Raw genomic sequence first — 12478 nt, 5'->3', positions numbered from 1 at the left:
TGCTCGCGGGCCACAGCGTCTCCGGAAGTGCCGGATCCGTCTCTTCGACGAGGACGGCGGCGGCTCCGCGGGCGAGCGCCGCGGCCACGGAGGCGGGCCCGCCCTCCCGGTGCCCGGGTACGGCGACGAAGACGGACCCCGGCGTGACCCGGTCGACGTCGAAGGTCGCGCCCGCGGTGATCGAAGTCGTGCTCGGGTCGCCCTGGAGTACGTGGTGTTCCTGTCCGGCCAGCAACTCGCTCAACTTCACAATGATCCCTTCGAAGTGGCTCGGCCCAGTCGTTGCGGTCGCAGCCGGGCGGCAGCAACCGGCGGAGGCCGGAAGCTGCTGTGGTGACGTGGAGCAGACACGGGGATCGCCCTGCGGGGCAGGGAGGGGCGGCTCTCGGCCCGGGGAAGAGGCCCGGCGGACGGCAGAGAGGCGCGGACAGGTCGCGCAGTGGGACCCGTATCGACGGGCGGCGCAGGAACGGTTCGCGGTCGCGAACCTCGGATGAGTACTTCGTCGTCGAGCAACCGCTGTTGATGCCGCTGGGGAGGAGGTGATCGAGACGATGGGATCGTTCACGCCGCGCCTTGAAGCTACAGCCAGATCGTCGCCGGGGCCAACCGCCTCAGGAAGAGGGGGCCCAGGGGCTGCCGGAGCCCGGCAGCCCGGCGGGCGGACGATCGGTCGGCCGGGGCCGAGGGTGGCGGATGCAATGTCCGACATGGGCACCCGGGCGCGCCCGCCACGGCGACGCGCGCGGGACCGCCGGAACCCGGGCGCTTCCGGATCCCGCGTCGGCGGCCTCCTCCGGGATGCCCAGCCGTTTCAGCGGGGTGCGTTCCTCGAATGGTGGCGGCGCCACAGGACCGTACCTCCGAGCAGTACGGCGGCCGAGAGGCCCGCTGCACCTGCGACGAGCCCGGTGTCGAGGCCCGGGTCGGAGGCGGAGACGGGGGCGATGTCGGAGGCGCCCGCGTTGACGGCGCCCTTCGGGACCTTGCGGCCGTCGATGTTCACGGGCGCCGCGTGGTGGCGGACGTCGTGGTGGACGTTGAGGTGCTGGTGCTGGTGCTGGTGCTGGTGCTGGTGCTTGGGGTTGGGGTTGGTGGTGGCGTCGGCGATGCCGAACTTGACGGAGTCGACCTTCCGGTTCCCGACGAAGCCGTCCACCCGGTAGTAGCCCGGCTTGGCGTTCGCCGAGATGGTGGCCGTGCCGTACCAGCTCGAAGTCCCCTGCTCGGGGCTGAGGTTGACGCTGCCGCCGAATGCGCCGGACTCGATACGGGCGCTGCCCTTGAGGTCGCCCTTGTCGATGGTGACCCGGACCTGGTCCCCGGGCTTCCCGCCGTCGGTCGACAGGCTCATGGAGGCCGGCTGCGGGACGGGGGTGGGAGTGGGGTCGGGGTCGGGCGTGGTGACCGTGTTGACCAGGATACCGACGGTGGTCCGGGCGCCGGTGTCGCCGTAGTCCGCCACGATCTTCACCGGCAGGGTGCCGATGCCGGCGTTCTTGGAGACGGTCGCCGTGCCGGTCCAGGTGGAGCCGGATCCGTCGGTCGGGGCGAGACGGGTCGTGCCGAACGCGGAGGACGACGCGGTGACGCCGCCGGACGCGTTGCCCGAGGTCGTGGCCGTGATGGTCACGCTCTCCCCGGCCCGGAAACCGGCCGGGTCGCCGGGCGACGACAGTTGCGCGGAGACCTGCGCCTTGTCGGGCTGCTGCTGTCGGCCGTCGGCCTGCTGCTGCTCGTCGGTCTGCTGCGTCGACGAGGTGACGGCGGGGGAGGGCGACGCAGCGTCGGCGAACGCGGTCGCGGGAACCGCGAGTACCGCGGCAGTGACGACGGTGACCGCCGAAGCGGTGAATGTCTTGCGCACCATGGACGGACCTCCTTGCACGGCGGGGAACCAATTCCCCGGCTCGGTGTTCCACAGATCCATGCTGCATCGAATGGTGCATACCGGGTTTTGCTCTAGAGCGAAGCAGGAGTCGAAAGTCCCCGACGGGATTCCTTGCTGCCGCTCGCTGCTTTGAGGAATTCCGCACGGCTCGTTACCAGCCCTTTGCATGGAATTCAGGAAGAAGGTCCTTGTGCCGGGCTCCGGGGCCCGCACCTCTTCCCTTCTCGCGCCGCATGGGCTCGGATGCCGCAATGACAGACGCGACCGAGGAACCGGATCCCGGGAACGGCCCGCCGCGGGGGTTGCCCGCTCCTCCTCCGCCGGGCGCGAGCGCGCTGCCCCCGGCGACGTACGAAGGCCGCACCGTGCTCGTCACCGGCGGAGGGACGGGGCTCGGCAAGGCGATCGCGGCGGAGTTCGCCCGGCTGGGCGCGGACCTGCTGCTGGTCAGCCGCGACGCAGCGCATCTCGCGGGCGCACGGGCGGAGTTGGCGCCCCTGGGCGGCGAGGTGCGGACGGCGACGTGCGACATCCGGGACCCGGAGCGGATCGCCGAGGTCTTCGCGGGGCACGGCACCCCGGACGTACTGGTCAACAGCGCCGCGGCGAACTTCCCCGTACCCGCCGAGGACATGTCGCCGAACGCCTGGCGGGCGGTCGTCGACATCACCCTGACCGGGACGTGGTTCATGACCCGCGAGTTCGGGCGCCGCCACCTGGCGGCGGGCACACCGGGGTCGATCGTCTGCGTCGGTGCGTCGTACGCGTGGACCGGCGGCCCGGGGTTCGCACACAGTTCGGCGGCCAAGGCGGGGGTGAAGAACCTGGTGGAGACGCTGGCCGTGGAGTGGGGTCCGTACGGGATCCAGGTCAACGGACTCGTCCCGGGGCTGATGCCCCACGAGGACATGACGGCGGACATCCGGGAGAGCCTGCGGTCCGCCGTGCCGCAGCAGGAGTCTGCCGTGCCGCGGTCGGAGTCCGCCGTGTCACATCCGGAGTCCGCCGTGCCGCGGTCGGAGTCAGCCGGCCCGCACCCGGGGCTCGGCGCCCGGCAGCCCGCCCTGCGGGTGGGGCTGCCGCGTGAGCTGGGCTGGGCGGCGACGTTCCTCGCCTCCCCCTACGCCCGGTACATCACCGGGCACACCCTCGTCGTCGACGGGGCCAACTGGCAGCGGCGCGGGGTGGTGAGCCCGCCGGTGGTCCCCGTGCGCGAGCAGCTGGGACGCGGCCCGTTCCGGCCCGACGGCTGTCGGTAGGCCCTGCCGCGGAGCGCGGGTCAGGTTCCTTCGAACCGAGGGGTACGCCGCTCCGCCCCCGCCGCGTACCCCTCCTTCGCGTCCTCGGAGGTCAGGGTGAGGGCCGCGGCGAGGGCGGTGCGGTCCAGGGCGGAGGCCATGGCCGCGTCCGCGTAGGCGTCGATGGAGCGTTTCACGGACTGCACCGCCAGAGGCGCGTTGGCCGCGATCTCGGCGGCGGTCGCGCGGGCCGCCTCCGCCAACTCGGCCGGGGCGACGACCTCTTGCAGCAGGCCGAGCCGCTCGGCGGTGGCCGCGTCGATGCGGCGGCCGGTCAGCGCGAGCAGTTTGGCCCAGCCCGCCCCCGCGTCGCGGGCGATGCGCAGCTCCCCGCCCGCGTCGACGGCGACGCCCAGCCGGGCCTCGGGCAGTGCGAGCACGGCGTCGTCCGCGGCGATCCGGATGTCGGCCATCAGCGCCAACTCGAAGCCGAAGCCCAGGCAGTAGCCCTGCACGGCGGCCACCACGGGCTGCGGGAGACGTGCGAAGGCCCCGAACCTCTCGTGCGCCCACCGGATGCCTTCGTGGTAGTTGCGGGTGCGCTGCGCCGCCGAGCGTCCCGTGATCGCACCGCCCGGCGCGGTGACGTCGATTCCCGCGCAGAAGGCCCGCCCCTCGGCCCGGAGCAGTACCACCCGGACGCGGTCGTCGAATCTGATCCGGTCGGACAGCAGGCCCAGCTGGCGGGTGGACTCCCAACTCCAGGCGTTGAGCTTGTCGGGACGGCAGAGGGTGAGGGTGGCGAGCCCTTCCTCCCCGACGTCCAGGCGCAGCCGCTCCTGGCCCTCGGGGATCTGCGTACCGATGGTGTCGATCATCCGTCACCCCTCCCACGCTGCTGATGGCCCGTCAGACTAGCGCAGTGGATGGGGTGTTGACTGGCTGCGGAGCGAACGCGCCTCAGTGCTTTCCGCCCAGCCACGGCACGGGATCGGTGTAATAGCCGTCGAGCACCACCTCGAAGTGGAGGTGGGGGCCGGTGGACAGGCCGGTGGAGCCGACGTCCCCGACGACCGTGCCGACGGTCACTGCCGCACCCTTCGAGACCCGCAGGATGGACAGGTGGCTGTACGTGGTCTGCAGCCGCTTGCCCTCGACGGAGCCGTGGTCGATCACGACCCGGTTGCCGTACGCCTTGGTCGGGCCCGCGAAGACGACCGTCCCCTGCCACGCGGCGGTCGCGGGCGTGCCCCTGCCCGCGGCGAAGTCCACCCCCGTGTGCAGCTTCGTCACGCCGGTCAGCGGGTGTTCGCGCGTACCGTACGGCGAACTGATCACGGTCGTACGCGCCGGCCACCGCAGGACGTTCGACGGAGGGGCGGTGTCCGTGCCGGGCAGCGGTGGTGGCGCGTCGAACTCCACGTACTGCTTGGAGAGTTGGTCGATCCGTGCGAGGTAGGGGCGGGCCTTCGCGGGGACGCGGCCGGCGCTCTCCACGGCGCCGCGCCCCGCCGTGTACGCGGCGAGAGTCAGATCGAGGAGCTCACCGGTGACCGTTCCCCGGGTTCTGAGCTCGGCCATCTCCCCGGCGAGCGCGCAGTCCCGCCGGCCGAGAGCCATGATGGCGTCCGCCGCGTCCAGGGGGGACGAACGGCCGTTGCCGTCCTCGTCCTTGCCCCACTCGCGCCATTGCGCGGCGGTGAACCCGGCGATTCCGGTTGCTTCGGACAGTGCGGCGGTGTCCGTGCTCCAGCCGGAGTGCGCGTCGATCTGCGCGGCCAGCACCGAGGACTTGACCACGGCGCACTTCTTCGCCGCCTCCTTCAGCCAGGGTACGTAGGACTCGTCCACGCGGTCCGCGGCCGTGCCCTTCGCCGTGTCCTTCGTCGAGACCTCTCCGTCCCCGCTCCCTGAATCGGTGCCGGGCAGTTGCCCCGCCGCGGTCAGGAAGATCGCGGAACCGATCAGGGCGGCCAGCCCCGGCAGGGCCAGCAGGGTGAAGGGCCCCGGGCCACGCCGCCGCCGGGGGGCGGTCCTCGCCTCGTGGTGGTCGGGGGAGGGCTGGTTCACCGGTCGGATGCTTCCTGGGGAGAAGAAGAGGCGGAGTGGGGGGGCGGGCCAGGGCGGCTCCGGCGCGGCGGTGCGTGCCGGCCCACCGGACGCTACTGGCCCTGTCTCCCGCCGTCAGGAGGCAGGGAGGCAGGGGCACGGGTCCTGGCGGGCAGCCCACCCCGTCCGGGAGGCGGGCCGGGGGTGCCCGTAGGGGCCTCTGCGTAGGGCTTGCATGGCCTGTATGGCGTGGCGGCTTGTGTGGCCTGCATGGCCTGGCGGCCTGGGGCTGTGCGGCTTTGGCCTGTGCGGCGGGGTGGCCTGGTGGCCTTGGCCTGTGCGGCGGGGGGCCTGGGCCTGTGCGGCTTTGGCCTGTGCGGCGGGGTGGGCCTGGTGGTCTGTGCGGCTTTGGCCCGTGAGGCTGCGGCGCGGGGTGGTCTGGTGGGCTGCGCGGCCCCTTGGGGTGTACGTACGTCCGCTGCCGCGTGGTCACTCCCGGGTCTGGGAGTCCAGGGCGTCCAGCGCCCTCCCCAGTTCCGTCCTGCGCCGTATCCCCAACTTCCGGTACGTGTGCGTCAAGTGGGTCTCGACGGTGCGCAGCGCCACGTCGAGCACCTCGGCCATCTCCGCGTTCGTGCGGCCGTCGGCGGCCAGTCGCGCGATCCGGTCCTCGCCCGCCGTGAGGGCGCCGGTGCGCGTGGCGGGGTGGAACCCCGAGGCGCCGAGCGCCCGCTCCGCACGGTCCCGCAGCCGTACGGCCCCCAGCCGCCCGGCCCGCGCGGCGGCCTCCCGCAGCAGTTCACGGCCCTGTGCCGGCTCGTCGGCGGCGATCAGCTCGCGTCCCCGTGCGAGCAGCGCCTCCCCCAGTTCCGCGGCGGCCGGTGAACCGCGCAGCACCTCCACCGCCTCGCCGAGCAGCTCCCGCCCCCGCACGCCGCCGACCGCCAGGCCCAGGACCCGCAGCGCCCGCCCCATCGTGCGCGGGGTGCGCCACACACCGGCCAGCCGCAGCTCCTCCTCGGCCAGGGCGACGGCGTGATGGCGCTGCCCCAGGCGGAGTTGGCACTCGGCCGCCGCCGTCCGCCACGGAGTGACCACGGGACTGATCACGGCGCGGGTCGCCTGCCGCCGCCCGCACTCCAGGAAGTCGTGCAGCGCGCCGGTGACGTCGCCCCGCGAGGCCCGGAACAGTCCGCGCGCGTACAGGAACCGGTTCAACTCCCAGGAGTCGGCGGCCTCGTGCAGGTCGAAGCCCTCGGCGAAGCGCTCCGCCTCCGCCGCCCGGCCGGTCTCCACGAGAGCGACGAGGGCATGGGCGTCGATGTTGGCGGGACCCCGCCGGCGCAGCGCGGCCGGCCGCGCCCGGGAGACGGCGAGCAGCCGGTCGTACGAGCCGCGGGCCGCCGCGATGTCGATGCGGGTGTTGTGCAGCGAGTGGTGCGTGGGGTGCAGCAGGGACGGGCGCTGTCCCACGAGACCGCGGTCCACGAGGCGGTCCGCCTCGTCCAGCTCGTCCGTCCACTGGGCGACCGCCGCGACCGTACCGAGCAGGAACGGTTCGGACAGGGGATCGGCGGGCTCGGCGAGCAGTGCCCTGATCCGCCGGGTGGCCTGGCGCGCCGAACAGGCGCCCGCCGTGGCCGCATGGCGCAGCAGCAGCGCACGGCCTGCGGGGCCCACCGCGTCGGGGCTGTGCTCCGCCGCGTCGGCCAGCCACTCGTACGCCTCCCGGCGCATCGCCAGGTTCTGGTCGGAGAGGAGGATGTACGCCGCGCGGGCCGCGCGGGCCGGTTCCGGATGGCCGGTCAACTGCCCCGTGACGCTCTGCAGCACCTCCGCCCCCGCCCCGGTCTCCCCGCGTCCGAAGAGGGCCGTGCCGAGCGCGATGGCGGTGTGCGCCCGCTCGTGCGGGGTGACCGGCAGGCCGAGCGCCTCCGAGAGGTGCGGGACGCCGTCGGCCGCGACGGCGGATGCGTACTCAAGGGAGCCCAGTTCGGTCAGCAGGCGCTGCCTGTGCCCGTCGGGGAGCGGCTCCCGCAGGGCCCGGCGCAGGAAGCCGACGGCGTCGTCGACCCTGGACTCGCCCAGGGCCGCCGTCGCGGCGTCGCCGAGAACCGTGGGCGCCCACGGGTCCCCGACTGCGTCGGCGTGGAGCAACTGCCGGGCCACCGGCTCGGCGCGCTCGCCCCGCTGCAGCATCGTCTCCGCCGCCACCCGGTGCGCCTCCTGCCGCCGGGCCGCGGGCCAGTCGGCGAGGACCGCGTCACGCAGCAGGGGATGGGGGTACCGGGCCGCGCCGGGGCCGCCCACCAGCAGGCCGAGGCCGGTCATCGCGGCGAGCCACCCGGCCGTCCGGGGCGGCTCGGCCCGGGCGGCTCCGGCCAGCACGTCGGGACCCACGCCGGGGCCCGCCGCGCCGCCCTCCCGGGCCGGTGGCTGCTCCAGCGCGGCGAGCGTCCTGGCCAGGCGGGTCGTGTCGGCCCCCGCGCTCTCCAGCCACCAGGAGACGGCTGCCGCATAGGCGCCGGGGTAGAGCGCGGCGCACGACTCGGGCACGGCGTACGGGGGCGCGCCCGCCAGGTCCTCCAGCAGGGCACGCAGCAGGAGGGGGTTGCGCGCGCCCGCCCGTACGACGGAGGCGACCCACTCGTCGGTGGCGTCCGGGCGGGCGTCGCGCACCAGCGCACCGGCCGCGTCCTGGCCGAGCGGGGCGAGGGTGTGGGCGCGCACCAGGTCGGGCGGCAGGGCGTGGGCGAGCCCTGCGGGCCGCTGTTCGACGTCGTACTGGCTGCGCTCGGTGGCCACGACGAGGACCGGTAAATCGTCGATGCGGCGGGCCGTTTCGGCGAACCAGAGGCGCGAGGCGTCGTCGGCGAGGTGCACGTCGTCCACGGCCAGCAGTACGGGCCCGGCCGCCGCGTACCCGCACAGGTCCTCCCAGAACCGCTCGGCGTCGGCGGCGTGCGCGGGCGCGCCCGGGAGCGGGCCCACCGCGCGGGGGACCGTACGGGCACTTCCGGAGGCGTCCGTCAGCAGCTTCCGGACCGTCGTGAGGGGCCCGCGGGTCCCGCCGGGGGAGCAGCGGGCCCGCAGTACCCGCATGCCGTCGTCGGCCGCCAGGTGCGTCGCCGCCTCCAGCAGGGCCGTCCGGCCGGTGCCGGTGGCCCCGCGCAGCAGGACGAGACGGCCGCGGCCGGTCCTGGCCCGCCCGGTCTCGGCGGCGATCATCGCCAGCGCGTCCGCGCGCTCGCGCAGCGGTCCGGTCATGGCCTTCTCCGTAGGTTGATGGCTGGCACGGCGCGGTCGGGGGCCGCCGGGCAGCGTCCCGGGTCCTCCGGGGCACCCAGGTCGGCCCGCGCGGACGCTGGCGGGAAGGGCCGCTCCGTGGTGAGGTCCGTGGTGGGAAGGCCACCGGTCCGATTCCGTCTCGTGGTGCGCCTCGTGGTTCTCCACGATTGCGCGCGCCCCACCCGCCTCAAGAGGATGGAGCCGACCGACACACCCCCCGGCTCGCGCCGGAGGGTGAACTGCTGACCTGGGGAAACCGGTTGATAGAGACGTCCGGGACGCCCGCACGCGAGGTGCGGGAGCGGATCTCCGTAACGGTGACGGCACCCGACCCCCTCACCCGTGAGGGCGCCGTGAGCCAGTTGCGCCGACAGCCGGAAATCGAATTGAGGGAGGAGCCGGGGCCCGGCACGGTGGCGCTGCTGATCGAGGACGTCCTCGACGACGACGCCTTCGCACGCCTGCGCCGGGTGGTGCGCAGCGAGGGCGCGCGTGCCGTCCTCGTGGTGGGGGCGATCCGGGAGAGCGACCTGCTGGACGTCATCGAGGGCGGCGTGAGCGCCGTCGTCTGGCGCCGCGAAGCCACCGGTCACCGGCTCGTGCAGGCGCTGCGCGTCGCCGCGCGGGGCGACGGCGACCTGCCCGCCGATCTGCTCGGCCGGCTCATCAGCCAGGTGGGCACGCTGCACCGGGGGACCACCGGCACCAGCGGCCCGGTGCTGGGGCTCGCACCCCGCGAGGCCGATGTCCTGCGCCTGGTCGCCGACGGGTTCGACACGGGGGAAATAGCGGGCAAGTTGTCCTACTCCGAGCGCACCGTCAAGAACGTCATGCACGGCCTCACCACTCGGCTGCACCTGCGCAACCGTGCGCACGCGGTGGCGTACGCCTTGCGGCAGGGCTACATCTGACCGAAAAGACGGCAATGCCTTTCGTGAGAGCCAATTTCTGAATGAATTGGCAATTTATCAGGCCCGGTGACGGCTTGAGCGGCCCCCCTGGGCGGAGCCCCAAGTTGCCCCGAAGGCACCGCACTTGACGCACGGGCAGTGAACGCGCAGGCAGAGAACGCACGGGCGGTGAACGCGCGGGCGGTGAAGAGAAGAGAGCACGACGGTGATCCACGAAGTGGACGAGGTCCTCAAGAGGCTCCTCGGTGGCGGAGCGCTGGCCGGTTCGGGGATCGACGTCTCCTTCGAGGCCCCCAACCGGGACTGGGCGGCACGTCGGACCGGCCCGGCGATCAATGTCTACCTGTACGACATCCGGGAGGAACTGAGCCGCCGTCAGCGCGGCCAGATGCCCGTGCGCGACACCCGAGAGGTGGTTGTGCGCCGTCGGCAACCGCCCCGCTGGTTCAGGATGTCGTACCTGGTGAGCGCCTGGACGAAGGCACCGCAGGACGAACACCGGCTGCTGTCCGCCGTGTTGGCGACACTGCTGCCGTACGAACTCCTGCCCGCCGACGAACTACCACCCTCGCTGCGGGAGTTGGGGCTCGCGATGCCGCTCACCGTGGCGAGCGCCCAGACCGAGGCCAGGTCCTTCGCCGAGATCTGGTCGGCCCTCGGCGGCGAGCTCAAACCCTCCCTCGACCTGGTGGCCACCGTGCCCTTCCCCGCGTTCCCGGAGTACGACGCGGGTCCCCCGGTCACGGAGGGGGCGACGGTGCGGCTCAGCGGCATGAACGGCGATCCGCCGCCTGCGGGGGAACGTTCCCACCGGCCGCACCAGATCGCGGCGGCCCGCGAGGCCCACCGGGCCGCCAACGGCTCGTACCCGGAGGAGCGATGACACCGCCCGCCGTGCGGACGCCCGCCCGCCGTGCCGCCTCGTCGCCGCTGCTCACCCGGCTCGCCGGCCTGCGCGAACGCATCGCCGCCGTGGTCGAAGCCCGCTCCGCCGGGGACCCCACGGCCGACGACCCACTGCGCGGCCTGTACGTGTCCGACGAGACGGTACGAGGCCTCCTGCGGGCAGCACCCGACGGGCGGGGAGCCCCCGACGAGCGTGCGGCGCCCGACGAGTATGCGGCGCACACCGGCGGCCATGCCCCCGCGACCGTCGGCGGTGCCCTCAAGGGCATGGAGCCGACGGCGCCCGCCGACCGGCTCGCCGCGCTCGTGGCCCGTACCGGACTGACCGAGGTGGACACCGCGATCCTCCTGGTCACGCTCGCGCCCGACCTCGACCGCGGTTTCGAGACGCTCTACGGCTACCTCAACGACGACGTCGGCCGACGTCGCGCGACCGTCGGCCTGGTGCTCGACCTCTGCGGTCTGTCCCCGGGCGACGCCGCCGCCCGGCACCGCTTCCACCCGGCCGCACCGCTCCCGAGGCTGGGCCTGCTGCGCGTCGAGGACCGGGACGCGCCCTTCCTCGGCCGCGTCCTGCGCGTCCCCGACCGGCTGGTCGCCCACCTGCTGGGGAACGACACCCCGGACCCCGCACTGGTCGAGCACCTCCGCCCCCTGCCTCCGCCGCCCGCCCCGCACCCGGCGGACGACGCCCCCCTGACGGCCGGACTCGCCGCGCTCCTGGCCAGGCCCAGGCCGCCCATGGTCTACCTGCGCGAGCGCCACGAGGGCGACGCGCTGGTCTGCGCGAGCGCGGCACTGGCCGCGGCCGGCCGTCCCGCGCTGCACTTCAGCACCGCCCCGGCCCCCCGCGGGCCCGGGGCCGCGGACGATCCGTCCGGCGCAGGGGCGCGCGCGGACGGTGCGGCCCCGCACCGGCCGCCGGTGCGGGAACTGTTGCTGGAGGCCCGGCTGCGCGACTGCGCGATCGTGGTGTCCCCGTTGCCCGAGGAGCCCGCCGGGCTCGTCCGGGAACTGGCGGCGGCGGACGTGCCGGTCGTCCTCGCCGGGCCCGGGGCGTACGACCCGAAGTGGTGCGGTGACACCGACCCGGTGATCCTGGACGCGCCGAGCCCGCGTGGCGATGCCGTGGGCCAGTGGGCGGACGCGCTCGGGCTCGCCCCGGACGCGGGCCCCGGCTTCGACCTGGCCCAGACCGTCGCCCCGTACCGCATGCGCGGTGACCGCGTCCGCAGGGCGGCCCGCTCCGCCCTGGAACTGGCCGCCTTCGAGGGGACGGGACTCACCGCCGCGCACGTACGACAGGCCGCCCGGCACCAGAGCGCCTCAGGACTGGAGCGGCACGCCCGGCGGATCGTGCCGGACGTCGGCTGGGACGACCTGGTCCTGCCCGCCGCCTCGCTGGAGCACCTGCGCGAACTGGCCGTCCGCTCCCGGCACCGCGAGCGCGTGCTCGGCGACTGGCGGCTCAGTGCGGGAGGCGGGCGGGGGCGGGGCGTACTCGCCCTCTTCGCCGGGGAGTCGGGCACCGGCAAGACCCTCGCCGCCGAGGTGCTCGCCGCGGACCTGGGCCTCGACCTGTACGTCGTACAGCTGTCCTCGGTGGTCGACAAGTACGTCGGGGAGACGGAGAAGAACCTGGAGCGGATCTTCTCGGAGGCCGACCGCACCGATGCGGTGCTGCTCTTCGACGAGGCCGACGCCGTGTTCGGGAAGCGCTCCGAGGTCAAGAGCTCCCACGACAGGTACGCCAACCTCGAAAGCGCCTACCTGCTGCAGCGCCTGGAGGCCTTCAACGGCATCGCGGTGCTCACCACCAACCTGCGGGCCAACATCGACGACGCGTTCACCCGGCGCCTCGACGTGGTGGTGGACTTCCCCTTCCCCCGGGAGGACCAGCGGCTCGCACTGTGGCGGCACAGCCTGGCCCACGTGCCGTGCGCGGACGACCTCGACGCGGCAGGCTGCGCCCGGGACTTCGAGCTGGCCGGCGGTTCCATCCGCAGCGCGGTGGTGACCGCCGCCTACGCGGCGGCTGCGCGCGGCGGCCCCGTCACCACGCCGGACCTGCTGAACGGCGCACGCCGGGAGTACCGCAAGGCGGGTCGGCTCGTGATGGAGGACGTCGGCCGGTGAGCACGGCTTCCCGGACCGGAAAAGATGCCGGAAAAGGTGGTGGGCGCGGCCTCCTGGGG

General features: G+C 74.1%; 8 protein-coding genes and 1 pseudogene. 4 read left to right on the top strand and 5 right to left on the bottom strand.

All coding sequences use genetic code 11. The features are described 5' to 3' along the window. Window positions 1-250 (bottom strand): annotated as a pseudogene (locus ACWGIG_RS29675) (UDP-N-acetylmuramoyl-L-alanyl-D-glutamate--2,6-diaminopimelate ligase); the annotation flags it as partial. 564 nt (window positions 251-814) lie between these two features. Beyond that, window positions 815-1870 (bottom strand): hypothetical protein, encoded by a 1056-nt coding sequence (locus ACWGIG_RS29670; protein WP_453324766.1) that lies wholly within the window; start codon window positions 1868-1870, stop codon window positions 815-817. A 272-nt stretch (window positions 1871-2142) separates the two neighbouring features. On the opposite strand from ACWGIG_RS29670, the gene ACWGIG_RS29665 reads away from it, so the two are divergent. Continuing rightward, window positions 2143-3150 carry an SDR family oxidoreductase gene (locus ACWGIG_RS29665; RefSeq protein WP_453324765.1) on the top strand — a complete coding sequence of 336 codons (1008 nt, stop codon included), beginning with the start codon at window positions 2143-2145 and terminating at the stop codon, window positions 3148-3150. Window positions 3151-3170: 20 nt separating this feature from the next. On the opposite strand, the gene ACWGIG_RS29660 is transcribed toward ACWGIG_RS29665, so the two are convergent. From ACWGIG_RS29660 to ACWGIG_RS29650, 3 genes are all read right to left on the bottom strand, one after another. Next, a complete protein-coding gene (locus ACWGIG_RS29660) occupies window positions 3171-4007 on the bottom strand; it encodes an enoyl-CoA hydratase/isomerase family protein (RefSeq protein ID WP_453324764.1) in 837 nt (278 codons plus the stop codon). A gap of 82 nt (window positions 4008-4089) precedes the next feature. Continuing rightward, window positions 4090-5199 carry a M23 family metallopeptidase gene (locus tag ACWGIG_RS29655; RefSeq protein ID WP_453324763.1) on the bottom strand — a complete coding sequence of 370 codons (1110 nt, stop codon included), beginning with the start codon at window positions 5197-5199 and terminating at the stop codon, window positions 4090-4092. A 468-nt stretch (window positions 5200-5667) separates the two neighbouring features. Then, window positions 5668-8445, bottom strand: coding sequence for an AAA family ATPase (locus ACWGIG_RS29650; protein WP_453324762.1), 2778 nt, complete (start codon window positions 8443-8445; stop codon window positions 5668-5670). A gap of 281 nt (window positions 8446-8726) precedes the next feature. Between ACWGIG_RS29650 and ACWGIG_RS29645 the strand changes: the two genes are divergently transcribed. From ACWGIG_RS29645 to ACWGIG_RS29635, 3 genes are all read left to right on the top strand, one after another. After that, window positions 8727-9377, top strand: coding sequence for a helix-turn-helix transcriptional regulator (locus tag ACWGIG_RS29645; RefSeq protein WP_453324761.1), 651 nt, complete (start codon window positions 8727-8729; stop codon window positions 9375-9377). Window positions 9378-9582: 205 nt separating this feature from the next. Further along, the gene (locus ACWGIG_RS29640) at window positions 9583-10260 is read left to right on the top strand and encodes a DUF4255 domain-containing protein (protein ID WP_453324760.1); all 678 of its coding nucleotides are present in this window, start codon (window positions 9583-9585) and stop codon (window positions 10258-10260) included. Next, window positions 10257-12419, top strand: coding sequence for an ATP-binding protein (locus tag ACWGIG_RS29635; RefSeq protein ID WP_453324759.1), 2163 nt, complete (start codon window positions 10257-10259; stop codon window positions 12417-12419). Before ACWGIG_RS29640 ends, ACWGIG_RS29635 begins: the two co-directional genes overlap by 4 nt. Window positions 12420-12478: the final 59 nt, after the last annotated feature.

It is taken from the genome of Streptomyces sp. NPDC054863 (assembly GCF_053610825.1).
This window is presented reverse-complemented; position numbering and strand designations above follow the sequence as displayed.